The 26,351-nt window shown below is 66.5% G+C and carries 33 protein-coding genes; 16 read left to right on the top strand and 17 right to left on the bottom strand.

Features of this window, described 5'->3' with window-relative positions; translation table 11 throughout:
• Window positions 1-48 precede the first annotated feature (48 nt).
• Window positions 49-198 carry a hypothetical protein gene (locus tag QN347_RS10150; RefSeq protein WP_322163198.1) on the top strand — a complete coding sequence of 50 codons (150 nt, stop codon included), beginning with the start codon at window positions 49-51 and terminating at the stop codon, window positions 196-198.
• 125 nt (window positions 199-323) lie between these two features.
• On the top strand, window positions 324-542 hold the full coding sequence (locus QN347_RS10155; protein WP_322163200.1) for a helix-turn-helix transcriptional regulator: 219 nt from the start codon (window positions 324-326) through the stop codon (window positions 540-542).
• On the opposite strand, the gene QN347_RS10160 is transcribed toward QN347_RS10155, so the two are convergent.
• Window positions 530-1,822, bottom strand: coding sequence for a tyrosine-type recombinase/integrase (locus QN347_RS10160; RefSeq protein WP_322163201.1), 1,293 nt, complete (start codon window positions 1,820-1,822; stop codon window positions 530-532). The two genes, QN347_RS10155 and QN347_RS10160, sit on opposite strands and share 13 nt — an antisense overlap.
• 245 nt (window positions 1,823-2,067) lie before the next feature.
• On the opposite strand from QN347_RS10160, the gene QN347_RS10165 reads away from it, so the two are divergent.
• Together QN347_RS10165 and QN347_RS10170 are read left to right on the top strand one after the other, a co-directional pair.
• Window positions 2,068-2,451 carry a VOC family protein gene (locus tag QN347_RS10165; protein WP_322163203.1) on the top strand — a complete coding sequence of 128 codons (384 nt, stop codon included), beginning with the start codon at window positions 2,068-2,070 and terminating at the stop codon, window positions 2,449-2,451.
• A 103-nt stretch (window positions 2,452-2,554) separates the two neighbouring features.
• Window positions 2,555-2,722: a hypothetical protein gene (locus tag QN347_RS10170; RefSeq protein WP_322163205.1), complete on the top strand. Its 168-nt coding sequence runs from the start codon at window positions 2,555-2,557 to the stop codon at window positions 2,720-2,722.
• A 16-nt stretch (window positions 2,723-2,738) separates the two neighbouring features.
• Here QN347_RS10170 and QN347_RS10175 read toward each other — a convergent pair whose 3' ends face one another.
• Entirely contained in the window at window positions 2,739-4,028 is a 1,290-nt protein-coding gene (locus QN347_RS10175) for an MFS transporter (RefSeq protein WP_189674990.1), read from the bottom strand.
• Window positions 4,029-4,165: 137 nt separating this feature from the next.
• Between QN347_RS10175 and pgsA the strand changes: the two genes are divergently transcribed.
• Window positions 4,166-4,732: a CDP-diacylglycerol--glycerol-3-phosphate 3-phosphatidyltransferase gene (gene pgsA / locus QN347_RS10180; protein WP_322163207.1), complete on the top strand. Its 567-nt coding sequence runs from the start codon at window positions 4,166-4,168 to the stop codon at window positions 4,730-4,732.
• 40 nt (window positions 4,733-4,772) lie between these two features.
• Here pgsA and QN347_RS10185 read toward each other — a convergent pair whose 3' ends face one another.
• Window positions 4,773-5,408: a fasciclin domain-containing protein gene (locus QN347_RS10185; protein WP_189674988.1), complete on the bottom strand. Its 636-nt coding sequence runs from the start codon at window positions 5,406-5,408 to the stop codon at window positions 4,773-4,775.
• Between the two features lie 78 nt (window positions 5,409-5,486).
• Window positions 5,487-6,386: a hydrogen peroxide-inducible genes activator gene (locus tag QN347_RS10190; protein ID WP_322163209.1), complete on the bottom strand. Its 900-nt coding sequence runs from the start codon at window positions 6,384-6,386 to the stop codon at window positions 5,487-5,489.
• A gap of 145 nt (window positions 6,387-6,531) precedes the next feature.
• On the opposite strand from QN347_RS10190, the gene QN347_RS10195 reads away from it, so the two are divergent.
• Both QN347_RS10195 and QN347_RS10200 read left to right on the top strand, forming a co-directional pair.
• A complete protein-coding gene (locus QN347_RS10195) occupies window positions 6,532-7,074 on the top strand; it encodes a peroxiredoxin (protein WP_133188907.1) in 543 nt (180 codons plus the stop codon).
• Between the two features lie 150 nt (window positions 7,075-7,224).
• Window positions 7,225-7,746, top strand: a complete 522-nt coding sequence (locus QN347_RS10200) for a carboxymuconolactone decarboxylase family protein (protein ID WP_322163211.1) — start codon at window positions 7,225-7,227, stop codon at window positions 7,744-7,746.
• A 3-nt stretch (window positions 7,747-7,749) separates the two neighbouring features.
• Here QN347_RS10200 and QN347_RS10205 read toward each other — a convergent pair whose 3' ends face one another.
• A complete protein-coding gene (locus tag QN347_RS10205) occupies window positions 7,750-8,532 on the bottom strand; it encodes a sulfite exporter TauE/SafE family protein (RefSeq protein ID WP_133188903.1) in 783 nt (260 codons plus the stop codon).
• A 133-nt stretch (window positions 8,533-8,665) separates the two neighbouring features.
• Between QN347_RS10205 and epsC the strand changes: the two genes are divergently transcribed.
• Both epsC and QN347_RS10215 read left to right on the top strand, forming a co-directional pair.
• Window positions 8,666-9,346, top strand: coding sequence for a serine O-acetyltransferase EpsC (epsC, locus tag QN347_RS10210; protein ID WP_206365662.1), 681 nt, complete (start codon window positions 8,666-8,668; stop codon window positions 9,344-9,346).
• Window positions 9,346-9,687, top strand: a complete 342-nt coding sequence (locus QN347_RS10215) for a DUF2794 domain-containing protein (RefSeq protein WP_322163214.1) — start codon at window positions 9,346-9,348, stop codon at window positions 9,685-9,687. Before epsC ends, QN347_RS10215 begins: the two co-directional genes overlap by 1 nt.
• Window positions 9,688-9,691: 4 nt before the next feature.
• On the opposite strand, the gene QN347_RS10220 is transcribed toward QN347_RS10215, so the two are convergent.
• From QN347_RS10220 to QN347_RS10270, 11 genes are all read right to left on the bottom strand, one after another.
• Window positions 9,692-10,810 carry an ATP-binding protein gene (locus tag QN347_RS10220; protein ID WP_322163216.1) on the bottom strand — a complete coding sequence of 373 codons (1,119 nt, stop codon included), beginning with the start codon at window positions 10,808-10,810 and terminating at the stop codon, window positions 9,692-9,694.
• Window positions 10,811-10,934: 124 nt separating this feature from the next.
• A complete protein-coding gene (locus QN347_RS10225) occupies window positions 10,935-11,966 on the bottom strand; it encodes a hypothetical protein (RefSeq protein ID WP_322163218.1) in 1,032 nt (343 codons plus the stop codon).
• Window positions 11,967-12,064: 98 nt separating this feature from the next.
• Window positions 12,065-12,964 carry an SDR family NAD(P)-dependent oxidoreductase gene (locus tag QN347_RS10230; protein WP_133188895.1) on the bottom strand — a complete coding sequence of 300 codons (900 nt, stop codon included), beginning with the start codon at window positions 12,962-12,964 and terminating at the stop codon, window positions 12,065-12,067.
• 167 nt (window positions 12,965-13,131) lie between these two features.
• A complete protein-coding gene (locus tag QN347_RS10235) occupies window positions 13,132-13,497 on the bottom strand; it encodes a hypothetical protein (protein ID WP_322163221.1) in 366 nt (121 codons plus the stop codon).
• A gap of 82 nt (window positions 13,498-13,579) precedes the next feature.
• Window positions 13,580-14,272, bottom strand: a complete 693-nt coding sequence (phoB, locus tag QN347_RS10240) for a phosphate regulon transcriptional regulator PhoB (protein WP_133188891.1) — start codon at window positions 14,270-14,272, stop codon at window positions 13,580-13,582.
• Between the two features lie 5 nt (window positions 14,273-14,277).
• Entirely contained in the window at window positions 14,278-14,976 is a 699-nt protein-coding gene (phoU, locus tag QN347_RS10245) for a phosphate signaling complex protein PhoU (RefSeq protein WP_133188889.1), read from the bottom strand.
• Between the two features lie 7 nt (window positions 14,977-14,983).
• The gene (gene pstB, locus QN347_RS10250; protein ID WP_133188887.1) at window positions 14,984-15,754 is read right to left on the bottom strand and encodes a phosphate ABC transporter ATP-binding protein PstB; all 771 of its coding nucleotides are present in this window, start codon (window positions 15,752-15,754) and stop codon (window positions 14,984-14,986) included.
• Window positions 15,751-16,965: a phosphate ABC transporter permease PstA gene (pstA, locus tag QN347_RS10255; protein WP_189675570.1), complete on the bottom strand. Its 1,215-nt coding sequence runs from the start codon at window positions 16,963-16,965 to the stop codon at window positions 15,751-15,753. The genes pstB and pstA overlap by 4 nt, the downstream gene beginning before the upstream one ends.
• Window positions 16,966-17,056: 91 nt before the next feature.
• Window positions 17,057-18,433 (bottom strand): phosphate ABC transporter permease subunit PstC, encoded by a 1,377-nt coding sequence (gene pstC, locus QN347_RS10260; RefSeq protein WP_322163226.1) that lies wholly within the window; start codon window positions 18,431-18,433, stop codon window positions 17,057-17,059.
• A gap of 42 nt (window positions 18,434-18,475) precedes the next feature.
• Entirely contained in the window at window positions 18,476-19,540 is a 1,065-nt protein-coding gene (locus QN347_RS10265) for a substrate-binding domain-containing protein (RefSeq protein WP_322163227.1), read from the bottom strand.
• Window positions 19,541-19,614: 74 nt separating this feature from the next.
• Window positions 19,615-20,850, bottom strand: a complete 1,236-nt coding sequence (locus tag QN347_RS10270) for an ATP-binding protein (protein WP_322163229.1) — start codon at window positions 20,848-20,850, stop codon at window positions 19,615-19,617.
• A 79-nt stretch (window positions 20,851-20,929) separates the two neighbouring features.
• Here QN347_RS10270 and QN347_RS10275 point away from each other — a divergent pair, with 79 nt between their 5' ends.
• The 4 genes from QN347_RS10275 to QN347_RS10290 are packed head-to-tail and all read left to right on the top strand — an operon-like array spanning window position 20,930 to window position 23,481.
• A complete protein-coding gene (locus QN347_RS10275; RefSeq protein ID WP_133188879.1) occupies window positions 20,930-21,322 on the top strand; it encodes a hypothetical protein in 393 nt (130 codons plus the stop codon).
• Between the two features lie 4 nt (window positions 21,323-21,326).
• Window positions 21,327-21,614 carry an HPr-rel-A system PqqD family peptide chaperone gene (locus QN347_RS10280; protein WP_322163232.1) on the top strand — a complete coding sequence of 96 codons (288 nt, stop codon included), beginning with the start codon at window positions 21,327-21,329 and terminating at the stop codon, window positions 21,612-21,614.
• Complete coding sequence (locus QN347_RS10285) at window positions 21,611-22,471, top strand: HprK-related kinase A (protein ID WP_322163234.1); 861 nt, start codon at window positions 21,611-21,613, stop codon at window positions 22,469-22,471. The genes QN347_RS10280 and QN347_RS10285 overlap by 4 nt, the downstream gene beginning before the upstream one ends.
• The gene (locus tag QN347_RS10290) at window positions 22,471-23,481 is read left to right on the top strand and encodes a nucleotidyltransferase family protein (protein WP_322164194.1); all 1,011 of its coding nucleotides are present in this window, start codon (window positions 22,471-22,473) and stop codon (window positions 23,479-23,481) included. Before QN347_RS10285 ends, QN347_RS10290 begins: the two co-directional genes overlap by 1 nt.
• Here the strand turns inward: QN347_RS10290 and QN347_RS10295 are convergent.
• Window positions 23,473-24,159: an HAD hydrolase-like protein gene (locus QN347_RS10295; protein ID WP_322163236.1), complete on the bottom strand. Its 687-nt coding sequence runs from the start codon at window positions 24,157-24,159 to the stop codon at window positions 23,473-23,475. The two genes, QN347_RS10290 and QN347_RS10295, sit on opposite strands and share 9 nt — an antisense overlap.
• 61 nt (window positions 24,160-24,220) lie before the next feature.
• Between QN347_RS10295 and glmU the strand changes: the two genes are divergently transcribed.
• Genes glmU through QN347_RS10310 form a run of 3 tightly spaced genes read left to right on the top strand, consistent with a single transcriptional unit; the run spans window position 24,221 to window position 26,350 of the window.
• Window positions 24,221-25,582: a bifunctional UDP-N-acetylglucosamine diphosphorylase/glucosamine-1-phosphate N-acetyltransferase GlmU gene (glmU, locus tag QN347_RS10300; RefSeq protein ID WP_322163238.1), complete on the top strand. Its 1,362-nt coding sequence runs from the start codon at window positions 24,221-24,223 to the stop codon at window positions 25,580-25,582.
• Between the two features lie 25 nt (window positions 25,583-25,607).
• A complete protein-coding gene (locus QN347_RS10305; RefSeq protein WP_322163240.1) occupies window positions 25,608-25,988 on the top strand; it encodes a ribbon-helix-helix protein, CopG family in 381 nt (126 codons plus the stop codon).
• The gene (locus QN347_RS10310; protein ID WP_133188869.1) at window positions 25,985-26,350 is read left to right on the top strand and encodes a type II toxin-antitoxin system VapC family toxin; all 366 of its coding nucleotides are present in this window, start codon (window positions 25,985-25,987) and stop codon (window positions 26,348-26,350) included. The genes QN347_RS10305 and QN347_RS10310 overlap by 4 nt, the downstream gene beginning before the upstream one ends.
• Window position 26,351: the final 1 nt, after the last annotated feature.

The following is a 26,351-nucleotide window of genomic DNA, read 5'->3' on the forward strand; positions in this document are numbered from 1 at the left end:
ACCGGTGACCGTCCGCCTCTCATAACATCTTCAAGTAAAAGCGCGGTTATGCTCTCGCGACGTTATGCAACAAAGCCGGTCGGCGATCGTCTCTATGTGCGCGAGCACTGGAAGACCTCGATCGTCAACGACGGCGTCGCGCCGCGCGATCTGACCTTGCGCGTCGTGCGCGCGAACATCGATCGACCACCACCCTGATCAGATCCGGCCAGGGGGTTCGATCTCAACCCTAGCCAGATGCCCGAACTCGGGGCGCGGATTTAGTCGCCCGCCAAGAGTGACCAGCCGGGAAAGCGGCAGCACCAGATCAACAGGACAGCACCATGAGCCTTCCCGCAAGCAATCCGAAAGACCGCCGCGCCGATAGCCTTCTGCGCATCGCCGACGTGAAGCGTCGCACCGGCCTGTCGACCGCCACCGTCTATCGCCGCGGCGACGCCGGGACCTTCCCGAAGCGGCAGCAGATCGGGCCGAAGATGGTCGCGTGGTACGAGAGCGACATCGCCGACTTCGTCGCTGACCCGATGGGCTACCGGGCTTGACCGCGCAGCAACTCGAACGGCTCATCGAGGCCCGGGGTGATCAGGGCAGCCCACGCCGAGGCAAGCTCGCGCCTGCGCGTCGAGTAGCGGGCGCGGTTGTAGGCGAACTCGCTGGCGCTCATCCCCTTCGGCGCGTGCGCGAGCATCAGGTCGAGCACGAGACGGTCGCCCTCGCGGTCCATCTCGACGGCGCGCTCGTTCATGATCGTCGAGAACGCCGCGCGCCAGCCGTGCGGCACATGCTTTCCCCGATAGCCGCGTCGCTTGTAGAGCGTGCTCAGCGCGGCGTCGGACATCGGTTCGCGCGTGGTTCGCTGGCTCGGAAAGATGAATCGGCCCCGACCGGTCAGCACGCGCATCGCGCGCAGCACCGCGACGGCTTCCGGGGGCAGGGGGACGTCATGGTCGTATCCGGCCTTGCCCTTCTCTTCGACCTCGAGCTTCATCCGCTCCGCCGAGATACGCCACAGCGCGGCGGGCGCGGGCGCGTCGGGATCGTCCCAGTCGATGCCGGTGAACTCGTCCCAGGTCGCGGCGCGCAGCACCCCGATTCGGACGACGGTCAACGCGAGCAGCCGGGACGCCAGCTTGACCGCCGGCCCGGAGGTGGATCGGTCGATCGATTGCTGGAGCGCGATCAGGCCTTCGGGATCGACGATCGCCGGTTGCTTCGCGCCCTTGACCGTGCGGCGCAGCGCGTCGGCGATGTCGGCTGCAGGGTTCACAGCGACGAAGCTCTCGGCTTTCGCGCGCTTGAAGGCGCCGGAGACGTAGCCGCGCACGCGCTTGGCCGTCTCGATCGATCCGCGCGCCTCGATCTTGCGCAGCATCGCGATGATGTCCGGTCCGGTGATGTCGGCTACTGGACGATCGCCCAGGACCGGGAGGACGTCGCGTTCCAGCGCGCGCAGCACCAGCGCCGCTTGTCCCGGCGACCAACGCGGCCGCTCCGCCTCATGCCAGTCGCGTGCGATCGGCTCGAACGTGCGCTTGCGCGAGACCTCGGCCTCGTCCTTCTGTCGCCCCCGCTCGACGCCGGGGTCCTTGCCTTGGCGCAGCAATTCCTTCGCCGCCTCGCGCATCGCGCGGACCTCGGCCAGGCCGACGTCGGACGCAAGCCCGAAGGTCAGCAGCTTCTCCTTTCCGCCGAAGCGATACTTCATGCGCCAGGACCGAGCACCGGTCGGCGTCACGTAGAGATAGAGGCCACCACCGTCGGCGAGCTTGTAGGGCTTTTCACCCTTCCGGGCGTTGCGCACCTCCGCAGCCGTCAGAGCCATTTTGTGCCTACCACAGTACGAATGGGGGTATCCATGGGGGTATCGTACGGTATAGTCTTAGTCACAACAACGCATTTCTGCGCTGGAATGGGAGTAGTTCGATTGCTGCGGCGCGAAGCGTAGCGACCGTAGGAGCCCAGCCGCTTCGACGACATTCGGGGCGGGATACGACGCCAGGTGCCGCGAGGCGCACCTTGCGACGCGACGGCTTGGCCCCGAGGATCCGCCCGCGTAGAGCCACGCGCATGCTCGACTCGCTCCACCATGTCGCCCTGATCTGCACCGATTATGATCGCTCGCGGCGCTTCTATATCGAGCTCCTCGGGCTCGAATTGATCCGCGAAGTGTACCGCGCCGAGCGGCAATCGTGGAAGGCGGACCTGCGGATCGGGACGGCGCAGATCGAGCTGTTCTCCTTCCCCGCACCGGCACCGCGGCCGTCCTATCCCGAGGCGACCGGGCTGCGGCATCTGGCGTTCAGCGTCGCCGCGCTCGACCCGGTCGTCGCTCGGCTCGAGGCTGCGGGAGTTGCTGTCGAGCCGATCCGGATCGATCCCTATACCGATCAGCGCTTCACCTTTTTCAGTGACCCCGACGGATTGCCGCTCGAGCTTTACGAAGCGCACTGACCGGCGGGCGCGGCGCGGGCGGGTAGGGGGCCGTCCCGGATTTAGACATTGCTAACCATAAGAATCGTGCGTCAAAATCGTAAACGGCGCGTTAACTAGCGTCATGCAGGACACGATTTCGCTCAAGGCGCCAAGCGCACGTCACCCGTTCCGCCAGGCTTTCGTCGAATCGCGGATCGCGCGCGCGCGCGATCGCGATGACAGCGACGTGCGGTTGTTCGCGCTGAGCTTCGCGGCGTTCTTCATCTGCTTTTACACCTTCATCTTCTGAAGGCGCCGCGCGCCACTCAGTCGCAGGCGAGGTGGAGCTTATAGGCGAGCCACGCCGAGATCGGGCACATCGCCGCCACGACGAGCAAGGTGTTCTCAGGCGAGACACCCGCGATCGCGAGCCCCTGCACGCCGATCGCACCGATCGTCATCGCGCCGGCATTGACGACATTGTTCGCCGCCACGGTCCGCGCGGTCTCGTCCTTTGCGACGGTCGTCGTAAGGAAAGCGTAGAGCGGCACGACGAACATCCCGCCGGTCACCGCGATGCCGATCAGCGAAGCGATGACGAGCGCGGCGCGCGGCGTCTCGATAAAGGTCATCACGTCGTACAGCGTGCCGGCGGGCGCCGCGGGCCATGAGCGGCACAGGAACGAGAAGGCGACGATAAAGCCGCCCATCGCGAGCACCGAGGCCGGGCCATATCTTGCCGAAGTGTGCCCTTTCAGCAGCGCATTGATCAGCACCGAGCCGATCGCCACGCCGATCGAGAACAGCGCGATCATGAGGGTGAGGACATGCTTGTCGGCGGTCAGCACGTTCTTGGCGAGCGGATTGAAGACGATGATCAGCACCGCGCCCATCGTCCAGAAGAAGCTGATCGCGCAGATTGCAAGGAACAGCCGGCGGATGTGCATCGTGCCCGAAATGAGCCGCCACGACGAGGTGAAGGGATTGTAGCTGACCACCAGCTCCTTGCCTTCGCGCAAGGCGGGCGGAACCTGGAGCGAGACGACCCAGCCGATGACCGCGACGACCAGCACCACGATCGCGGCATGCTGCACCGCCATGAACCCGCCGAGCACGGTGCCGATCAGGATCGCGATATACGTTGCCGATTCGACCAGCCCGGTCCCGCCGAGCACTTCGTCCTCGTGGAGATGCTGCGGCAGGATCGCATATTTGATCGGGCCGAAGAACGCCGAGTGCACGCCGAGAAACAGCACGGCGGCAAGCATCAGGATCAGGCCGGGGACGGTATAGCCGCCCCACGCGATCATCAGACCCGCCGCGCCGACGATCATGATGCCGATCTCGGCCAGCTTGACGATCCGGATGATCTTGGCCTTGTCGTGCGTATCCGCGAGCTGCCCGGCCAGCGCCGAGAGCAGGAAGAAGGGCAGGATCCCGATCGCGGTCGCGAACGCGGTGAAATTCTGTTCGAGCTTGGGGTCTGCAAAAATCTTGTAGATCGCGAATTGCACCATCACGGTCTTGAACAGATTGTCGTTGAACGCGCCCAGGAACTGAGTGACGAACAATGGCAGAAATCGGCGCTCTTTCAGCAAGCCGAGCGCGTTGAGCATGGTGTGTTCACGGCCTCGAAATGGCAGAATAAGGGCTGCCCATAGACTAGGCGGTATGCCGCCAGCAACCTGCTTCTCGATTGCGCGCAGTTCGGATGGGGTTTCACCAAGCCGATCGGACGGTTAGAGCGTAAGGCGTGCTCACCTTGCCCAACCTGCTCACCATGTCGCGGATCGTCGCGGTGCCCTTGCTCGCCTGGTTCCTGTGGTGGCCGGGCTGGTCAGATGGCTATGCCGCCGGGTTCGCTTTGTACTGCCTGATGGGCATCACCGACTATTTCGACGGCTATCTCGCGCGCGCGCAGGGGACGGTATCGAAGCTCGGCGTTTTCCTCGATCCGATCGCCGACAAGATCATGGTCGCGGCGGTGATCCTGTTGCTGGTGGGGACACGCGACGGCAATCCCGCGATGATCCAGGGCGTGCACCAAATCGCGGCGCTCGTCATCTTGCTGCGCGAGATCGCAGTGTCGGGATTGCGCGAGTTCCTCGCGCAATTGCAGGTCTCGGTCCCGGTGTCGAAGCTGGCGAAGTGGAAGACGACGATCCAGCTCGTCGCGCTCGGCGGGTTGATCCTCGGCGGCGGGGTGCCGGCCTATCCGGTCGTGGGTCAGATCGGACTGGCCCTGCTGTGGGTGGCCGCCGCGCTGACCGTCATCACCGGCTGGGATTATCTTCGCGCCGGCCTGAAATATATGGATTGAAGCAAACGCGGGCGGCACCGGAGTGCCGCCCGCGAGAGGCTTAGTTGAGCTTGGGAAGCACAACGCCGTTGACGACGTGGACGACGCCGTTCGACTGCTTGACGTCGGCGGTCTCGATATAGCTCTTGTTGCCGTTGACGTCGGTCAGCTGCACCGCGCTGCCGACCGTTTCGACGACGAGCGGATCGCCCTCGACCGTGACGAGCGAGGCCTTGCCGCCGCCCGCGGTCACCTTCGCCTGAAGATCAGCCAGCGTCAGCGTGCCCGGCACGACATGGTACGTCAGCACCTTGGCGAGCGTCGCCTTGTTTTCCGGCTTCATCAGCGTGTCGACCGTGCCGGGGGCGAGGCGCGTGAAGGCGTCGTTGGTCGGCGCGAACACGGTGAACGGACCGGGGCCCGAGAGTGTCGTCGCGAGGCCAGCGGCCTTCACGGCAGTCACGAGCGTGCTGAGGTTCGGTGCGGCCGAAGCGTTGACGGCAATCGGCTTGGTCGCGTCCATCACGGCGCCGCCGACGGTCGGGTTGGCGCCGGCTGCGGGGGCGGCCGCCATCGGCGCGCCGGCCATCGGGGTCGCGCCAGCGGCGGGGGCGGGCGCGGTTTGCGCGGTCGCTGCGGCACCGATGATCATGGCACCGGCCATCGCCGAAAGATACAGGTTGGTCTTGAAGGTCATCGCGATTCTCCACTCGATTGGGACGCGCGCTCGATGAACGGCGTGTCACAAATACGGTTCAGAGCCGAAATGGTTTCGTCACACCGCTTCGGCGAGTGCAGTGGCAAGCAGCTTGAAGTCCTTTTCGCGCGGAGATCCGCGTCGCCAGACGAGCGCGATCTTGCGCGACGGATTGGCCGCGTCGAGCGGGCGCGCGACCAGGCTGGTATGATCGAGAATGCCCGCCTTGAGCGCCATTTCGGGCAGCATGGTGAGCCCAAGGCCGTTGTCGATCATCTGCACGATCGTGTGGAGCGACGTCCCGAGCATCGTCGCCTCGGCGCGCAATTCGGGACGCGCGCAAGCCGACAGCGCATGGTCCTTCAGACAATGCCCGTCCTCGAGCAGCAGCAGCCGAGTCTCGTCGATCTCGGATGGCGGCATCGCCCGGTCGATATTGCCCATTTCGGCGGGCTGCCCCGCGACGAACAACCGGTCTTCGAACAGCGTCTGCGATGAGACTTCGCCGCACGCGAAGGGCAAAGCGAGCAGCACGCAATCGGCGCGCCCGTGATGCAGCCCCTCGCACGCCGGCCCGCTCGGCTCCTCGCGCAGGAACAGCTTGAGGTCGGGATAATCGCGCCGCAGCCGCGGCAGGATGCGCGGCAGCATGAACGGCGCGATCGTCGGGATGACGCTCATCCGCATCTCGCCCGACAGCGGGCGCCCGGCAGCACGCGCCATGTCGCCCAGTTCCTCGGCCTCGCGCAGCACGCGCCGCGCCTTGTCGGCGATCCGGTCGCCGAGCGGAGTGAAGCGCACGACGCGCCGCGTACGCTCGACCAGCGTCACGCCGATCAGCGTCTCGAGCTCGCGAATCCCCGCCGACAGTGTCGATTGCGTCACGAAGCACGCCTCGGCCGCGCGGCCGAAATGGCCGTGGTCCTGCAGCGCCGCGAGATACTGCAATTGCTTCAAGGTCGGCAGGTACGTTGCCATTTATCGCTCCAATCGATCACACGGCGACAAATAACCCATTGGATCGATAAGAACAGTCCCTATATGGGCCCTGCAACGAGACGGCGTTCAGCGCCGCGCATGAGGATGTCCGACGAGGCCCCAATTTTTCCAGGAGGCCCACAACATGTTGACCATCGGCGACAAGCTCCCCGACTTTACCGTTCCCGTCCAGCAGGGCGTATCCGCGCTCCCCGCCGGTGAGACGCTCAGCCAGGACGCGTTCCCGGGCAAGTGGAAGGTGCTGTTCTACTGGCCGAAGGATTTCACCTTCGTCTGCCCGACCGAGATCGTCGGCTATGCTGGCCTCAAGGGTGACTTCGAGGATCGCGACGCCGTGCTGATCGGCGCATCGACCGACACCGCGCACGTCCACCTCGCCTGGCGCAAGTCGGATCCCGATCTGGCGGCTGCCGACTTCCCGTGGCTGGCCGATAATGGTGGCGTGCTCGCCGCGCAGCTCGGCATTCTCGACAAGGACGAGCATGTCGCGTTCCGTGCGACGTTCATCATCGATCCCGACAACGTGATCCAGGCAGTCCAGGTCAACGGCCTCAACGTCGGCCGCAACCCCGCCGAGACGCTCCGCGTGCTCGACGCGCTGCAGACCGACGAGCTCTGCCCGTGCAACTGGAACAAGGGCGACGACGTCCTCCAGATCGCCGCGTAAAATTGGACGCGCGGGCGCGGCCTGACGGTCGTGCCCGCCATCATCGTCACCCCAGCGTAGGCTGGGGTCTTTATGGGGCGGGCGTGACGCTCGCCCTCGAGAGACCCCAGCCTGCGCTGGGGTGACGTGTTTGTGGATAGGGAAACATCAATGTCGCTCAAGGATTTCGCCGGGACGCTCCCGGATTTCGCCAAGGACATCCGCCTCAACGTCGGCTCGCTGCTCAACGAGGCGCATCTGCCCGACCAGCAGAAGTTCGGCCTGTTCCTGTGCTGCGCGCACGCCACCGGCTATAAGCCGCTGGTCGACGTGACCGAGGCCGAAGTCGCCGCCAAGCTCTCGCCCGAGGCTGCCAACGCCGCTCGCGCCGCCGCTGCGGTGATGGCGATGAACAACGTCTATTACCGCTTCACGCATCTCGCCGGGAACGCCGAGTATCAGACGATGCCCGCCAAGCTGCGCATGAACGTGATCGGCCAGCCGGGAATCGAAAAGGTCGATTTCGAGCTGTTCAGCCTGGCGGTCTCGGCCATCAACGGCTGCGGCATGTGCATCGACAGCCATGAGCAGATCCTCAAGAAGGCCGGCGCCACGGCCGAGGCGATCCAGACCGCGGTGCGGATCGGCGCGGTGATGAAGGCCGTTGCCACGGTGCATTCGGCGATCAACTGACGTTCAGGTGGCGAGCGCCGACCATATCGAATAGGCGCTCGTCACCGTCAGCAGGATCCCGACCATCGCCATCAGCTTGCGCGCCGGGACGCGCTTGGCGACGACCGCGCCGATCGGCGCGGCGATCAGCCCGCCGATCAGGATCCCGAGCGTCTGCAAGGTGAACGCCTTGAGCCCGAGCGTCGCGATGAACGTCGCCGAGATCGTCGCGGTGAGGAAGAATTCGGAAGTATTGACCGTGCCGATCGTGGTGCGCGGCGCCGCGCCCTGGACGAGCAGGTTCGACGTCACCACCGGCCCCCAGCCGCCGCCGCCCGCGGCATCGAGGAAGCCACCGACGAGACCGAGCGGCTCGATGATTTTGGGCTGCCTGGGCGTCACCGGTCCACGATAGGCCCGGTAGAGCAAATAGAGCCCCATCAGCGAGAGATACGCCATCACGAACGGCCGCGCGACCGCGCCGTCGATGTTGCTCAGCACATAGGCACCCAGCGCACCACCGATCATCCCCGGGATCACCAGCCGCCGGAACAGCCGCCAGTCGACGTTGCGATGCACGATATGGCTCACGCCCGAGGCCGCCGTGGTGAAGGTCTCGACCGCGTGGACGCTTGCCGAAGCGAGCGCCGGCGGCATCCCGAGCAGCACGACGAGCAGCGTATTGTTGATCACCCCGAACGCCATGCCGAGCGCACCATCGACCACCTGCGCGGCAAAGCCGATCAGGATGAAGGGCAGCATCGCCGCGAAAATCGCGGGGAAATCGATGGTCGAAACCTCTGGCATGCTAAGCAGATCGCGCCTTTTTTGAAATCCCACAAGAAAGATGGGGTTTTGTTCGATGAAGTTAGCGACCGGACGCGCCTTTAATTCGACCGACCGAAGGACTAGATATCGCGCAGATGAAGGGGAAACCGCAATGATGGGACGATTGATCGCCTATCTCGATTCGATCAAGGCTCGTGATCCCGCCCCGCGTTCGCGGCTCGAGATTCTGACATATCCTGGCGTGTGGGCGCTTGGTTATCACCGTATCGCGCACCGCCTGTTCAAGGCGCGTCTGTTCTTTCTCGCGCGCGCGGTGAACCATTTCTCGCGCTTGATGACCGCGATCGACATCCACCCCGGTGCGACGATCGGCCGCAATTTCTTCATCGATCATGGCTTCGTCGTCATCGGTGAGACGGCCGAGATCGGCGACAACGTCACGATCTATCAATGCGTCACGCTCGGCGGCACGAGCCCGGACAATGGCATTGCCGGCAAGCGCCACCCGACCTTGTGCGACAATGTCATCATCGGGTCTGGTGCTCAGGTGCTCGGCCCGATCACGCTCAACAAGGGCTCGCGCGTCGGCGCGAACGCCGTCGTGACGCGTGACGTGGTCGAGGGCGCGGTCATGGTCGGCATCCCGGCGCGCGCGACGATGGTCGAAGGCGGGCAGAAGCCCGTCGAGTTCCTCGCATACGGCACGCCGTGCAGCGAGATGTTCGATCCTGCGACGCAGAAGGTCGAACTGCTGCGCTGCGAACTCGAGACGATGCGCAAGCGGCTCGACGCCTTGCTGGTGGAAAATCACGACCTGCGCGATCGGGCTTGATGGGGACGATAACACCCTTTCCGGCGCCACGCGGTACGCTGCTGCAGATCGGCTTCGAACGGCTCGAACTCAACCGCATCCTCGATCTCTATGGGCGGATGGTCGCAGCCGGCCTTTGGCGCGATTACGCGATCGATCTCGGCTATGAAGCCGCGGTCTTCGCCGCCTTCCGCCGCGCCGCCGAACGCCCCGAATTCCGGATCGAGAAGCGTCCCGCGTTGCGCCACAAGCAGGGGATGTGGGCGCTGATCGGCGAACATGGCATGGTCCTCAAGCGCGGCCCCGAACTCGGCCCGGTCCTTGCCCCGGTCGAGCGGCGCCTGATGAAGGTGGTCGACTGAGCGCTTAGGCTATACCCGGCACGGTAAAGCACGCGATCGCTCCGCAGGTGGCGCGGTTGCGCAGCGTGATCACCCCGCCTTGCGCTTCGATAATCGCCTTGCAGATCGACAGGCCGATTCCCAGGCTGTCGGCCTTGGTCGTGACGAACGGCTCGAAGACATTGGGGAGCAGCATCCGGTCGACCCCGGGACCCGAATCCGCCACGCAGACCTCGACGACTTGCCCCTTGTCGGACGCGGTGACGAGGATGTCGACCGGCGTGCCGGCGGCGGCCTCGACGGCATTCTGCAAAAGGTTGAGCAGCGTCTGCTGGAGCAGGATCCGATCGCCGAGCACGATAAGCGAGTGCGGCAGGTCGAGCGTGATCCGCGCGTCTGGTCGCCCCAGCGTGACGATATCGGCGGCGTCGCGCAGCGTGTCGGTGAGCGCGACCTGTTCCAGCCGTGCTTCGGGGCGGGTCGTCAGCGATTGCAGGGTGCGGATGATGTGGCCCGCCGTGCGGCTTGCCTCGATCGCTGCCTGCAGCGACTCGAGCACCAGCGCGGAATCCCCCCGGCTTTCGACGACCGCACGCGCGACGGCCAGGTAATTGCCGATCGTCGTCAGCGGCTGGGTGAGTTCGTTGGCGATCGTCGTCGCCATCATCCCCATCGCATTGCGGCGTGATCCGTGAATCAGGTCGTTTCCCAGCGGACCGAGCCGCGCGCGCGCGGTGCCTGACGGACGTTCGCCATGCGGCTCGCCCATCGCTTTCTGGATGCTTGCCGGGCGGCACAAAGCGAGGAAGGCCGCCGTGATCTCGATGGGATCGGACGTCGGCGCATAGACCACGCTGTCCGGGACACCTGACGCTGCCCAGTCGCTGGTCCCCCGCGTCGACAGATAGCCGATCGCGACCGCCGGGTTGGCAGCGCGGGCCTGGCGCGCCACGTCCCACCCGCGCGGCAGCGCATCGTCATCGATTCGAACCAGGACTCCGTCACGGTCGAGTGCCGCGCTCGATACGGCGTCGTCCGCTACGAATGGATCGAGCGTCGCGCAGGCGCCGCCGTCGCGCTCGAACGCCGCTTGGAGCGAAGTGCGCAGGCTGGAATGGCGGTCGACGATCAGAATCGAGGTCACCCGGTGCCTCTTTCGTTGCGTTGAACGGCGCAAACGGCGCAAATATCCGCCTGCGTTCAAAGGAATACGCGAGATTCCGGTTTGCAACAAGGCGCACGACGAACGCCGCCGGGCGAGTCGGCCGCTAGGCGGCGACCAGCGTCGCGACCGGGGGCAGGCGCTCGCCAAGACCGCCGAGCAGGCCGACCACGATCCGCCGCATTGCCGGCCAGAAGGCGGAGAGCGTCAGCAAGGCCGAGCCGATCGCCAGTGCGGTGAACGCCCACGCCAGTTCGACCGCGCCCGCCGTCTGGAACAGCGCGTACAGCGCATAGAGGACATAGGCGAGGCTCGAGACGAGCAGCGCGCGCCGGTCGACCGCGAGCGCGACGAAGGCGAAGGCGAGGTAAAGCGCGAGCACGATCAGCGCGGTGCCGATCGCGATTGCCCCGCCGAACACGCCGAGCATGTGGAACACGGGATGCGCGATCATCGGTGCTGCGGCGAGGTGGAGCCAGAAGGCGACGTCGGCACGCCGCGTGCGGCGCTCGCGGTCCGACAGATCCCACGTCATCGCGAGCGCGAACATGCCGAGCCCACAAATGAAGACGAGTGGATAGACCGCTTCCTTCACCAACGGGATCGCCGCGATCACCAGCGCGACGACGACGCCGACCAAGGCCGATGCGCCGGCGGCGACGGTGATCGGCACCATGAAGCGCCGCCAGTGCAGCCATGCGGCGCCCGCCATCAGCAGGCCGATGCCAGCGCCGATCGCCGCGCCGGCGTGGTCGCTCGAATTGGCGTGCAGCGCGACGAGCACGCCGACCGGCGTCGCGCCGACACCGCCGACAAAAGCGAGCAGCAGCAGGATGCTCGGCAGCGCCATCCGCCGAATGCGCGTGAAATATTCGGCGAGCCCCCAGGCCGCGACCGCGACCAGCGCGCCAGCGAGCGGGGGGGTGATCGACTCGCCGATCCAGCCGACCGCGAGGAGTACCAGCACGATCGCGATCGAGACGAAAATGTCGTTGAAGCCCGACAGCAGCCGGAAGCTCTCTTCATCGACCGCGGGCGCGGCGTTGCGCGCGGCGATATGATTGCGCAGCGCGGCCGCCGCCTCGCGCGAAATCGCGCCTGCCGTTACCGCCCCGTCGATATCGCTTTCGCTGTACATGATCGTCTCCCTGTCGATGGGGAGAGTATCACGCGTGTATCAGTGTAGCAACACAGCAACTATCGTCGCCCCCGCACAGGCCGGGGCGACGCGCGAGGTCAGCCGCCCTGGAGTTTCTTGAGGATGCTCATCGACTGTTCGGCACCGTTCTGCGGGGTCATCTCGCCGGCACGGTCGGTGATCTCGGCCCAGTGCGCGGCGATGCCCTCGGGCGAGAGATCGTCGCCGCTCAGCAGCTTGCCCTGCGTCAGCGTGACATAGGCTGCCTGGAACACGCCGGCGCCCGCGCCGATGATCATGTTGGTCGGCGATTCTTCCGACACGAGATAGAGCGCGGCCGGCGCGACCTTCTCGGGGGCGAAGGCGGCAAACGCCTCGGCCGGGAAGAGGTCTTCGGTCATCCGCGTGCCCGCGGTCGGCGCGATCGTGTTGACCTTGATGTTGTTCTTCGCGCCCTCGATCGCGAGCGTCTTGGTCAGGCCGGCAAGGCCGAGCTTGGCCGCGCCGTAATTCGCCTGGCCGAAATTGCCGTAGAGGCCGGTCGACGATGCGGTCATCAGGATGCGGCCATAATTCTGCGCGCGCATCGTCTCCCACACCGCCTTGGTGACGTTGGCCGAGCCGTTGAGGTGGACGTCGATCACGAACTTGAAATCGGCCGGCTCCATCTTGGCGAAGCTCTTGTCGCGCAGCACGCCGGCATTGTTGATGAGGATGTGGACGCCGCCCCAGGTTTCCTTGGCCTTGGCGACCATTTCGACCATCTGCTCATATTCGGTGACGCTGCCGCCGTTCGAGATCGCCTCGCCGCCAGCCGCCTTGATTTCCTCGACGACCTTCAGCGCCGCGTCGCTATGGCCGGTGCCATCACGCGAGCCGCCGAGATCGTTGACCACGACCTTCGCGCCGCGCTTGGCGAGTTCGAGCGCATAGGCGCGACCGAGACCGCCGCCGGCGCCGGTGACGATGGCGACCTTATCATCGAAACGGATGGACATGGATGGACTCCTCTAGGTGGTTTGAGGCGCGTCCTAGGCAATTGCGCGCGGCGTGCAAGCCGCGATCGGCATACTCCCGATACGAAAAAGCCGGCGTGCAGGGCTTCTGCACGCCGGCCGTAACGGCAAGTCTCGAAGGCTGCGGCCGGAAAAAATCCGGCGCTGCCTCAGCGCTTGTGCATGCGCTTGCCCGAGTGCATCCGCGCGCCGGCAGCGTTCGACCGCTCGGTGCAGCCATCCTTCAGCGTGCGCGAGCAAGGCGGGTAGTCGCCGGTCGCTGCCATCGGTGCCGACGGCGTCGCCATCGATGCATTGGCGGCAGGCGTCGTGGCCGGCTGCGCCATTGCCGGATCAGCGGCGGGGGCGGCGGGCTGTGCCATTGCGGGGTCTGCTGCCGGGGCGGGCTGAGCAGGCATGGTTTGCGCCGGGGCCGGCTGGCTCATCGCGTCGGGGGTCGCCGATGCGGGCGTGGTCTGCGCCAGCGCGGGCATTGCGACGGCAGCGGCGAGCGCCGCAAACATCATGATTTTCATAAACAGTCTCCTGCGAACGGGCAGCATTGTGTGCTGCTCGTCGGGTCAAACGCACATTGTGCCGCATGGGTCCCAATATTCTTTACGCACCCGAATCGAGTGCATAGCCCGCCGAACGCACCGTGCGGATGATATCGGGGCGGTCGCCGCAGTTGATCGCCTTGCGCAGCCGCCGGATGTGCACGTCGACGGTGCGGCTCTCGATGTCGCTGTCATGGCCCCATACCGCATCGAGCAACCGCTCGCGCGAGAACACCCAGCCGGGATGTTCGAGGAAGTGTTTCAGCAGGCGGAACTCGGTCGGCCCGAGCGGGATGACCTCGCCCGAACGGCGGACCTTATGGCCGACGGTATCCATCTCGATGTCCGAATAGGTCAGCTGTTCGCCAGCGAGCGCCGGGCGCACCCGCCGCAGCACCGCGCCGACGCGCGCGACGAGTTCGCGTGGGCTAAACGGCTTGGTGACATAATCGTCGGCACCGGTCTCGAGCCCGCGGACACGATCCTCTTCCTCGCCGCGCGCGGTCAGCATGATGATCGGGACGTTGGCGGTCTCGGGCATGCGGCGCAGGCGGCGGCACACTTCGATCCCCGACAGGCCCTCGACCATCCAGTCGAGCAGCACGATGTCGGGGGTATTCTCCTTGGCCAGCAGCAGCGCCTCCTCGCCGTCGGGCGTCTGCGCGATCTCGAAATCCTCGCGCTTGAAGTGCCAGATCAGCAGCTCGGCGAGCGCGGCGTCGTCTTCAACCAGCAGCATTTTCGCGCGTGCCATATCGTTTACTCCGTCAGGCTGAGAAGGGTGCCGCGGTCACGTTCGACCATGTGCGTACCGGTTGCGGCATAGTAGATCATCTCGGCGATGTTCGTTGCGTGGTCGCCCACGCGTTCGAGATTCTTGGCGATGAAGAGCAATTGCGTGACCTGGCCGATCGTCCGCGGGTTCTCCATCATGTGGGTGACGAGCACGCGGAACAGGCTGTTGTAGAAATCGTCGACCTCGCGGTCGCGCTGGCACACTTCGACCGCGGCGTCGGCGTCGCGCGCGGCGAAGGCGTCGAGCGCGTCGTGCACCATCCGCACCGCGAGCGCCGACATGGCGGGGAGCACCGACAGCGGCTCGATCTCGCCATGGCTGTCGATCGAGGGGACGCGCTTGGCGATGTTCTTGGCATAGTCGCCAATCCGTTCGATCACCCCGGCGATCTTCAGCGCGGCGACGACTTCGCGCAGGTCGTCGGCGAGCGGCGCGCGCAGCGCGATGATGCGGACCGCGAGCTGCTCGACCTCGAGCTCGAGCGCGTCGAGCTTCTTGTCGCCCGCGATGATGAGCTGCGCGCCTTCGAGGTCGTGGCGGCGCAGCGCTTCCATCGCGCCGGCAATCGCGTGTTCGGCCATTCCGCCCATCTGCGCGATGAGGCCGCGCAGCTGGCCGATATCGGCGTCGAACGCCTTAACTGTATGGTCGTTCAATGGCATGTCCTGTTCACCCGTAGCGGCCGGTGATGTAATCCTTGGTGCGTTCCTGCCGAGGATTGGTGAAGATGTCCGAGGTCGCGCCATATTCGATCAGCGTGCCCAGGTGGAAGAAGGCGGTGCGTTGCGACACGCGCGCGGCCTGCTGCATGTTGTGCGTGACGATCACGATCGCGTAGCGGCCTTTGAGCTCGTGAATCAGCTCCTCGATCTTGGCGGTGGCGATCGGGTCGAGCGCCGAGCACGGCTCGTCCATCAGGATCACCTCGGGGTCGACCGCGATCGCGCGCGCGATGCACAGCCGTTGCTGCTGGCCGCCCGACAGCGCAGTGCCGCTGTCGGTGAGGCGGTCCTTGACCTCGTCCCACAGCCCGGCGCGGCGCAACGAGCGTTCGACGATCTCGCCGAGCTGGGTCTTGTTGCCGGCAAGGCCGTGGATGCGCGGGCCGTAGGCGACGTTCTCGAAGATCGACTTGGGGAAGGGGTTTGGCTTCTGGAACACCATGCCGACGCGCGCGCGGAGCTGCACGACGTCCATTTCGGGGGCGTAGATGTCCTCACCGTCGAGCGTGATGTCGCCCTCGACCTTGGCCGCAGGAATTGTGTCGTTCATCCGGTTGAGCGTGCGCAGGAAGGTCGATTTGCCGCAGCCCGACGGGCCGATCAGCGAGGTGACGTGGTCCGAACCGAAATCGAGCGACACGTCGTCGATCGCTTTCTTGGCGCCGTACCAGACGTTCACGTGCTGCGCCGAAATCTTGTGTTGGTTGGGAATGCTCACCAGCGGGTCTCGAATTTGTTACGGAGGTAGATCGCGAAGCCGTTCATCGCGAGCAGGAAGACGAGCAGGACGATGATCGCCGCGCTGGTCTTTTCGACAAAGCCGCGATCGATCTGATCGGACCATAGGAAGATCTGCACCGGCAGCACGGTCGCCGGATCGGTCAGCCGCGCGGGTGGCGAGGCGATGAACGCGCGCATCCCGATCATCAGCAGCGGCGCAGTCTCGCCGAGCGCGCGCGCCATGCCGATGATCGTGCCGGTGAGGATGCCGGGCAGCGCGAGTGGCAGGACGTGGTGGAAGACGACCTGGATCGGGCTCGCCCCGACGCCGAGCGCGGCATCGCGGATCGACGGCGGGACGCCCTTGATCGCATTGCGGCCCGAGATCACGATCACCGGCATCGTCATCAGCGCGAGCGTGAGACCACCGACGATCGACGCCGAGCGCGGCAGCCCGAAGGTGCCGAGGAAGACCGCGAGCCCGAGCAAGCCGAAGATGATCGAGGGCACCGCGGCGAGATTGTTGATCGAGACTTCGATCAGATCGGTCCAGCGGTTCCGCGGCGCATATTCCTCGAGATAGAGCGCCGACAGCACCCCGACCGGGAAGGCGATCAGCAGCGTGACCAGCATCGTGAACAGCGAGCCCTTGAACGCGCCCCAGATCCCCGCGCGCGTCGGATCGTTCGAGTCCGATGCGGTGAGGAAGGGCAGGTTGAAGCCGGTCGAGATCGCCTGGCGCGCCTTGAGTTTCGCGACGATCGCCTCGGAGGCCGGATCGCCCTGGCGCTTGGCGGCGACGTCGATCGCATCGGCGGCGGGCACCCAGATCGTCGCGCGCGCGCCGAGCAGCGCGGGGTCGCGCTTCAACGCTTGGCGCACGCGCAGCCAGCCGCCGTCGGACACCCAGCGATCGCCGTCGGTCCCGAACGCGGCCTTGGCCGACGAATCGGTCAAGCCTTCGATATTGGCGGTCGACAGCGCGAGATCGGCGCCGGGTCCGCGCAGGTCGGCGGGCGTCAGCAACAGCCCTGAATGCGCGAAATCGACCGGCAGCGCGATCTGCGTCTGCAGGAATCCGCTGGCGCCGTTATACACCATCGTCACGAGCAGCACCGCGAGGAAGCCGGCGGAGAGCACGACCGCGCCGAGCCCGAGCCAGCGGAAGCGCCGCTCGGCGGCATAACGCTTGCGGATGCGGCGCTGCATCGACTGCGTCCGCCAGTCGGTCGGCGCGCGCTCGGCCGGGCCGGTCGCGGTGGTCGCGACACCGGGGACGAGCCCGCTCAGGATAGGGGCGTCACTCATAAGCTTCGCGATACCGTTTCACGACCGTCAGTGCGACGATGTTGAGGAGCAGGGTGATGACGAACAGCGTGAGCCCGAGCGCGAACGCGGCGAGCGTCTTGGGGCTGTCGAACTCGGCCTCGCCGGTGAGCAGGTCGACGATCTGCTTGGTCACGGTGGTCGCGCTGGCGAACGGGTTGAGCGTGAGCGTCGCGACGCCGCTCGCCGCCATCACCACGATCATCGTCTCGCCGATCGCGCGGCTGACCGCGAGCAAGACGCCACCGACGACACCGGGAAGCGCCGCGGGAAGCAATACGCGGCTGATCGTCTCGGACGAGGTCGCGCCCATCGCCAGGCTCCCGTCGCGCATCGCACCCGGCACCGCCGCCAGCGAATCGTCGGCCATCGAGGAGACGAACGGGATGATCATCACCCCCATCACCAGCCCCGCGGCGAGCGCGCTCTCCGAGCTCGCCCAGGTAATGCCGAGCGACACCGCGACATCGCGCACCGCCGGCGCCACCGTCAGCGCGGCGAAATAGCCGTAGACCACGGTCGGCACGCCTGCGAGGACTTCGAGGATCGGCTTCATCCAGCGCCGTGCGCGCGGCGTCGCATATTGCGTGAGGTACACCGCGCTCATCAGCCCGAACGGGATCGCGACGAGCATGGCGATCACCGCGCCGATGAAGAAGGTGCCCCAGAACAACGGCACCGCGCCGAGTGTCTTGCCCGGGTCGGCCGGGTCGATGACTTGCGGGCTCCAATGCGTCCCGAACAGGAAGTCGCCGATCGGCACGACGCTGAAGAAGCGCCACGATTCGAACAGCAGCGACGCGACGATCCCCATCGTCGTGACGATCGCGATCAGCGAGGCGGCGAGCAGGCACGCCATCACGACCCGCTCGATCTTGCTGCGCGCGCGGAAATCGGGGCGGACGCGGGTATAAGCGAACCCGCCGGTCGCAAAGGCGAGCAGCAAGGCGACCGCCGAGCCGATCCAGTCGTTGCGGTTCTGCGCCGCAGCATAAGCGGGCGCGAGCTTTTGCGACAGTGGGTTGAACGCGCCGAAGCTGTTGCCCGCGGCGAGGCTGCGCGCTTCGGAGAGGATCGCCGCGCGGTCGAACCCCGGCGGCGGCAGCTGCGCGGCGGCGGGATCGCGCAGCACGCGGTCGGTCACCAGCGCTGGCGAAGTCGACGCCCAGACGCACAGGAAGAGAGCGGCGGGCAACACCGTCCACAAGGCGACATAGCCACCGAAATGCGACGGCAGCGAGCTGAACCGCGCGGTGCTGCCGCGGCGGAAGCCGACGGCACGCATCCGCGCCGTCAGCCAGCCGATCAGGCCGAGCCCGGCAATGACGAGGGAGAGAGTAAGGATCGACAAAGCGGGTGGTTCGATTTCGTGTTCGAGGTGTGGGAAAGGCGGTCAGAGCAGCTTGGACGGATCCAGCGACGCTTCGGCCTTGATGATGGCTGCGCTGCGCTTGCGCACGTCGTCGGGCGCGGCGATCAGCCCCTTGGCGACGAGCGGCCCCTTGGGATCCCACGATTGCGCATAGACTGCGAGGAATTCGCGCAGCCCCTTGATCGCGGTGAGATGCGCCTTCTTGACGTAGAGGTAGAGCGGGCGCGACCCGGGATAGGCGCCGCGCGCGATCGTCTCATAGGTCGGCTCGACGCCGTTGATCGGCACGCCGTTCAACTTGTCCTTGTTCTGCTCGAGATACGAATAGCCGAAGATCCCGATCGCATTGGGGTTCGACTGGAGCTTCTGGACGATCAGATTGTCGTTCTCGCCGGCATCGACATAGGCGCCGTCCTCGCGGATCGCGGTGCAGCCCTTGGCATAGCCGGCGGCGTCGGTCTCTTTCTTGTCGGCGAGCGCGGGATTGATCGCGTCGCAGCCCTTGGCGAGGATCAGCTCGGCGAGCGCATCGCGCGTGCCGCTGGTCGAGGGCGGGCCGTAGACCTGGATCGGGATCGCGGGCAAAGCCGGGTTGACGTCCTTCCACGTCTTGGCGGTGTTGGGCTGGCCCATCGGCGTGGCGGCGAGTGCCTTGTACAGGTCGACCGCGGTCAACTGCAGCTTGGGGCCGCTCATCGATTCGGCGAAGGCGACGCCGTCGAGCCCGATCTGGACCTCGATGATAGTGTCGACGCCATTGTCCTTGCAGGTGCGATATTCGCTCGCCTTCATCCGGCGCGAGGCGTCCTCGATGTCGGGATGCGCCGCCCCGACGCCAGCGCAGAACAGCTTCATCCCGCCGCCCGTGCCGGTCGATTCGATCGCGGGCGACTTCATCCCCGGCGTCTTGTTGATGAGCTGCTCGGCGACGATCGTGGTGAAGGGGAAGACAGTCGACGATCCGACGACGGTGATATGGTCGCGCGAGCCGGCGCCCCCGCCATTGGCCTGGTCCTGGCAGGCACTGAGTGCCAACGCTGCCGCACTGCTGGCGGCAAAGGCGACGATCGCGCGTTTCCGGTTCATGGATTCTCCCCTCGGACCGAAGGGTCCGTAGAATCGCAATACCATCGCGACGGACTGCCTGTGTGACACTGTCGTTACCGTTTGATGACAGCGCCCGTCTGGCCGTGCGCTGGAAGCAGAATTGTCACCGTGGTTCCCTTGCCCACGGTGCTCGTCACATCGAACCGACCGCGGTGGCGCTCGATGATATGCTTGACGATCGCGAGCCCGAGCCCGGTTCCGCCCGCCGCGCGGCTGCGGCCCGGGTCGACGCGGTAGAAGCGCTCGGTCAGGCGCGGGATGTGCTCGGGCGCGATCCCTTCGCCCTCGTCGGTTACGCTGATCCGCACCATTCCCGCCGGATCGCGCCACAGCCGAACCGTCACCGGCGTACCGGCGCGGCCGTATTTCATCGCATTGCCGATGAGATTGTGGAGCACCTGGCTCAATTGCGCGCGGTCGCCGGCCACGGGCGGCACCCCGAGGTCGAGGTCGGCGACGATATCGGCGCTGCGCGTGTCCTGCGCGTCGAGCAGTTCGGAGCGGACTTCGCCGATCAGCGCGCCGACATCGACCGCGCGATCGGGCAGGCGATATTTCTCCGCCTCGATCCGGCTGAGCGAGATCAGGTCCTCGACCAGCCGCTGCATCCGCCGCGCCTCGTCGAACATGATCTTGAGGAAGCGCCCGCGCACCTGCGCGTCCTCGCCCGCCTTCTCGTCGCCGAGCGTCTCGATATAACCGAGGATCGAGGCGAGCGGGGTGCGCAATTCGTGGCTCGCGTTCGCGACGAAGTCGACGCGCATCCGCTCGGCGGCGTAATTGCCGGTGCGGTCGACGAGTTGCACGATCCGCTGACCACCCCCAGCGCGGCTGACATGCATTTCCCAATGCTGGTCGAGCGCGCCGAGCCCGACGAGATTGGTCGGGCCCTGCAGATTGCCCGTCGACGGACCGGCGAGGCGTTCGGCGGCGCCGGGGTGCCGGATCGCGACGCGCACGTCCTCGCCGACGATATGCTTGCCGAGCAGCCCGAGCGCGACGGCATTGGCATGCGTCACGCGCCCTTCGGCGACGATCAGCACCGGCTCGACGATCGCCTCGATCACGTCTTGCGTCTCGGGCGGGGCGAGCGCGGCGGCAGCGGGGACGGGGCGGGGCAGCTCGATCGGGCCGTCGCCGGTGCCCGTCGCGACGAGCGCCGCGGCAATCCCGCCGACCAGCGTGACCAACGCGGGCTGCAGATCGCCCGCAAGCAGGAATACTGCGATCGCCGCGACGACGATGAGACCGATCGCCGTGATCGTCCGAGAACCGAAACCCTGGAGCATTTCGCCGCCTTAGCCCAAAGATGCTTAAGCTCGATAGCCTTGCTTGCCAGCGATTTGCGAATGTGAAATGGCTGTCACCATGACCGACGTTCCGCCAGAGACCCCGAACGCCACGCGCCGCCGCGCGCTCATGCTCGGCGCGGCCGGCGCCGCCGCGGTCGTCTCGATCCGCCCGGCACTCGCCGCGACCACCGCGTCGATCTCGACCTGCGAGATTCCGGTGCCCGATCCGGGGCGGGCGGGGAGCTACATCGCCGCCGACGGCACCACCGTGCCGCGTGGGACGCTGGGTGCGTTCGCGCCGCCCGGAAGGCCGTTCAAGGGCGAGGAGGTGAAGACCGCGCTGGCCGGCGGACAGCTGCCGGGAACGAGCTATCAGCAGAGCCGCGCCTACACCAATTACATCCGCCGGCTGCAATCGGGGACGAGCGGCTTCACCTGCTTCGCGTCGTTGCAGATGCCGCGCGGCTGAGCCGGTGGCCCTGGCGGACGACACCGTCCTCTACCGCATGGCGCGGGCCGAGAGCCTGAGCATCGTTCATCTCGACAGTTTTTCCGCAGTCTATCACCGCGCCTCGGGCATCACGCACCTCATCACCGCGCCAGCGCCGGAGATTCTCGCGACTTTGGGTGAGGCGGGAATGACGCGCGCCGCGCTGCTGCAGCGGCTCGCGCGCGACTATGCACTGGGCGATGCGGATGCGGATGTGCTGCGCGAGCGGCTCGAAGAGCTCGTCGCGACCGGCCTGGTGTCGCGCGCATGAACCACCAGTTCAGCGTCGCGATCGGGCCTGTCGGTTTCCGCATCGGCTCGGACTGGCGCGCGCCGATCGCGCAGCTCGAGACGCTGTATCGCGCCTATCCCAAGCCCGCCGATGGTGTCCCCGATTTCACCGTGCGCCTCTTCGCCGCGCGGCCATGGCGGCGCGTGCTGCGCCCCTCCGTGATGATCGGCGGCGATTTCGTGCTGCCCGATGCGGCGCCGCTGCCGCTCGCGCAAGGGCTGCTCGCCGCCGAGATGGGGATGAACCTGCAGATGGCGCTCGGCCAGCGCCGTTACCTGCTGCTCCACGCTTCGGTCGTCGAGCGGGACGGCGAGGCGCTGATGATGACGGGCGTGTCGGGCGCGGGTAAATCGACGCTCGCGGCGCTGCTGTCGCTGCGCGGATGGCGTCTGATGGGCGATGAATTTGCCTTGCTCGATCCCGAAACGGGACAGCTCCATGCCTTTCCGCGGCTCGTCAGCCTCAAGAATACGAGCATCGCGACCGTCGCGGCCGAGGCGCCAGCCGATCGGTTCGGGCCATTGCTCGAGGGCACACCCAAGGGCACGATCCGCCATTTCGTCCCCGATGCGCACGCGATCGCGACGATGATCCAGCCGGCGCGCCCGGCGCTGATCCTGTTCCCGAGTTTCGGCTTCGAACCCGCGGCGCGCGACGTCGCGGCGAGCGAGGTGTTCGTTCGGCTGACGCAAGCCTCGACCAACTATGTCGCGCTCGGCGAGCGCGGCTTCGATGCGCTGACCAAGCTCGTGACCTCGGTCCCGGCGCGCGCGATCGACTATCCCGATACCGCCAGCGCGATCGCGCAAGTGGAGGCGGCATGGGCGGCGCGATGATGCGCCGCGCGCCAGACGGCTGGCTGCTGGCGCGCGCGCTGCGCTTGCCCGAAAGCACGCTCGCGCTCGACGCGGAGGGCTGGACCGCCTTGCTCGCGATCGCCCGCGCGGAGCAGATGCTGGGCACGCTCGCATGGCGGCTCGATGGAATGGCGGTTCCACCGAATGTCGGGCGCATTCTCGAAGATGCGTGGCGCTCGGTCGAACAGGGCCGGGTCGTCGCCTTGTGGGAAGCCGAGGCTGCCCGCCGCGCAATCGCGCCGATCGACGAGCGCGTCGTGCTGCTCAAGGGCACCGCCTTCGTCGCCGCCGATCTGCTGGCGGGGCAGGGGCGGTCGATCGGCGATCTCGACATCCTCGTGCCACGCGCATCGCTGGATAGGGTCGAGGCGGCGTTGCTCGACGCGGGGTGGGAATGGGTCAAGCCCGATCCGTATGACGACGCCTATTACCGCCAGTGGATGCACGAGCTGCCCCCGCTGATCCACCGCGACCGCGACCGGATGATCGACGTCCACCACACGATCCTGCCACTCACCGCGCGGATCACCCCCAACGCTGCGGCGTTGCTCGCCGATGCGGTCGAGGTTGCGCCGGGGCTGTGGGCGCTGTCGCCCGAAGACATGGTCGTCCATGCCGCCGCCCATCTGTTTGCCGACGGCGATCTGGCGGGCGGGATGCGCAATTTGTGGGACGTCCACTGTCTTGTCGAGCAAGACGGTGTCGCGGGATTGGCCGAGCGAGCCGCAATGCACGGATTGAACCGCGACGTCGCGCGCGCGCTGCGGCTTGCGGCCGCGCTGTATGGCGACGGCGCCGGTTCAAGGCTTGTCGACCGCCTCTATCTCCGCCGCGTCACCGCACGCGATGGTTGGGGGCGCACCACCCGCCCCGTGACGCGGATGGCGTTCTACATCCGCTCGCACTGGCTGCGGATGCCGCCCGCGATGCTCGCGCGGCACTTATGGACGAAGTGGCGCAAGGGCGGCGCCGGGCCCGCCTCAGGCTGAGAGGCGATCGAGCGTCGGCAGCAGATCGTCGAACGAATCGATCACCGCGTCGGCGCCCATCTCCTCGACCGGCTCAAGCAGGAAGCCGAAGCTCACCGCGATGCCGGGGATTCCGGCATTCTTCGCCGCCATGATGTCGTAGATCGAATCGCCGACGAACGCCGCGCGGGTCGCGCCGATCTCGCCGCCGCAGCGTCGGATCATCTCGTCGATCGGCGCGCGGTTGGGCTTCGAAAGGCCCGGCCCCATCGTGTCGCCGCCGATGATGCACGCGAAGCGCTCGGTCAGCCCGAGATCGGCGAGCAGCGTGAGCGCCAGGCTCTCGAACTTGTTGGTGACGACCGCGCTCTTGATGCCGCGCGCGTCGAGCTGGTCGAGCGCCGCGATCACGCCGGGGAAGGGGCGCGTATGGACCGAAAGGTGCGCGGCATAATAGGCCAGCATCCGCTTGTAGAGCGGGCGGAATTCCTCCGGCGTGCAACCGCCGGTCACCTCCAGCCCTTGCGCCAGCATGTGCTTGGCGCCGCCGCCAACCATCGTCTTGACTTGCGCCACCGTCAGCAGCGGGCGCCCAGCGAAGTCGAGCGTGTCATTGACCGCGGCGGTGAGATCGCCGCTGCTGTCGACCAGGGTGCCATCGAGGTCGAACCCCACGATCTGGAATGAATTCGTCGTCATGCGGCCCCGCCTGGCAGGGTTGCTATGGAATTGGCAAGTCCGGCGTGGCAGGGCTGGCGTTATGGAAAGCCCGTCTCGCCCCCCCATCGCCGCCATCGTCCTTGCCGCGGGCAAGGGGACGCGCATGAAATCGGATCTGCACAAGGTGCTGCATCCGATCGCCGGGCGGCCGATGCTGCTGCATCTGGCGGCGAGCGTCGCGGCGCTCGACCCGGCGCGCACCGTCGTCGTGACGGGCGCGGGGCGCGATCAGGTCGAGGCGGCGGTCTCGCCGCTCGGGATCGCGACCGCGCTGCAGGCCGAACAGCTCGGTACCGGGCATGCCGTCGCTCAGGCCGAAGCCGCGCTCGCTGGCTTCGACGGCGATGTGCTGATCCTCTACGGCGACGTCCCGCTCGTCTCGACCGCTACGATGCAGGCGATGCTCGATCGGCTGAACGCGGAAGACGCGCCGGTGGCGGTCGTCCTCGGCTTTCGTCCCACCGATGCCGGCGCCTATGGCCGGATCATCGCCGAGGATGGCGTCATCGCCAAGATGGTCGAGTTCAAGGACGCGACTCCCGCCGAACGCGCGGTCGATTTGTGCAACTCCGGCCTGATGGCGGTGCGCAGCGCCGATCTGTTCGCGCTGCTCGCGCGTGTCGGCAACGACAACGCCGCGGGCGAATATTACCTGCCCGACATCGTCATGCTCGCCGCCGCTGACGGTCGTCGCTCGGCGGTGATCGAGACCGACGCGGTCGAGGTCGCCGGCGTTAACAGCCGCGGCGAACTCGCGGGCGTCGAGGCATCGTGGCAAGCGCAGCGCCGCGCGCAGGCGATGGCCGACGGCGCGACGCTGATCGCCCCCGAGACCGTCTGGTTCGCGCACGACACGGTGATCGGCCGCGACGTCGTGATCGAGCCCAACGTCGTCTTCGGCCCCGGCGTCACCGTCGGCGACGGCGCGCTGCTTCACGCCTTCAGCCATATCGAGGGCGCGCAGATCGGCGCCAAGGCCGAGGTCGGCCCGTTCGCCCGCCTGCGCCCCGGCGCGGTGATGGGCGAGAAGTCGAAGATCGGCAATTTTGTCGAGATGAAGAAGGCCGTGCTCGGCGCGGGCGCCAAGGCGAGCCACCTGACCTATCTCGGCGATGCCGAAGTGGGGGCAGGCGCCAACATCGGCGCGGGCACGATCACCTGCAATTACGACGGTTTCTTCAAATACAAGACGATCATCGGCGAGGGCGCGTTCATCGGGTCGAACTCGGCGCTGGTCGCCCCGGTGACGATCGGCGCGGGCGCGATTGTCGGCGCAGGATCTGTGATCACCGCCGACGTCGAAGCCGACGCGCTCGCGCTGGTGCGGCCGCAGCAAGTCTCCAAACCCGGATGGGCCAAGCGCTTTCGCGACGCGATGACGGCGAAGAAAGCTGGCAAGTGATATCACCCGGTGATATCAGTCGATAATGGCTAGCAGGACCCTGGTTTCGCTCGGCGACGATCGCATTGCGCGGCTCGATCAGATCGCGGCCGAGCACGGTCAGTCGCGCGCGGCGGTGATCCGTGACGCGGTCGATCGGCTGATTGCGAGCGACGCAGAAGAGGGGGACCGGCAACGGCGACTGGCGGCTCTGCGCGCCGGTTTCGGAGCCTGGAAGGATCGCACCGACATTGGTGACGCCGTCGCATGGCAGCGGCGCGAACGCGCGAGCTGGACCCGTCCCTGGGACGACGATTACGAAGACGTCAAAGCCGAGTTTCCCGATCTCTTCGACGCGGAAGATGATCGTCAGCGCGCGATCTATCTCGATCAGCTTCGGGGCGTGCAGCCGTCGCCAAAATCGTGAGCGCCACGTCGTTCGACAGCAATATCCTGATCGATGCGCTTAACGGCAACGTGTCAGCGCAGCTCGAGCTCGAGTCGGTTGACGATCGCTGGATCAGTCGGGTGACGTGGATCGAGGTCATGTCCCGCGTCGACCAGATCACGATGCCGCGAACGAAATCGCTGTTGGCGGGGTTCCTGATCGATGAGCTCGATATACCGATTGCGACGCGCGCGGCGGAACTGCGCAACGAGTGCCGCCTGAAGCTTGCGGACTCGGTCATCCTCGCGTCAGCACAAGTTCACGGACGCATTCTAGTGACCCGCAACACCAAGGATTTCCCGGCGACCATGCCGGGCATCCGCATCCCCTACACCCTTTAAG

The organism is Sphingomonas sp. 10B4 (genome assembly GCF_035019905.1).
Taxonomy (GTDB): Bacteria; Pseudomonadota; Alphaproteobacteria; order Sphingomonadales; family Sphingomonadaceae; genus Sphingomonas; species Sphingomonas glacialis.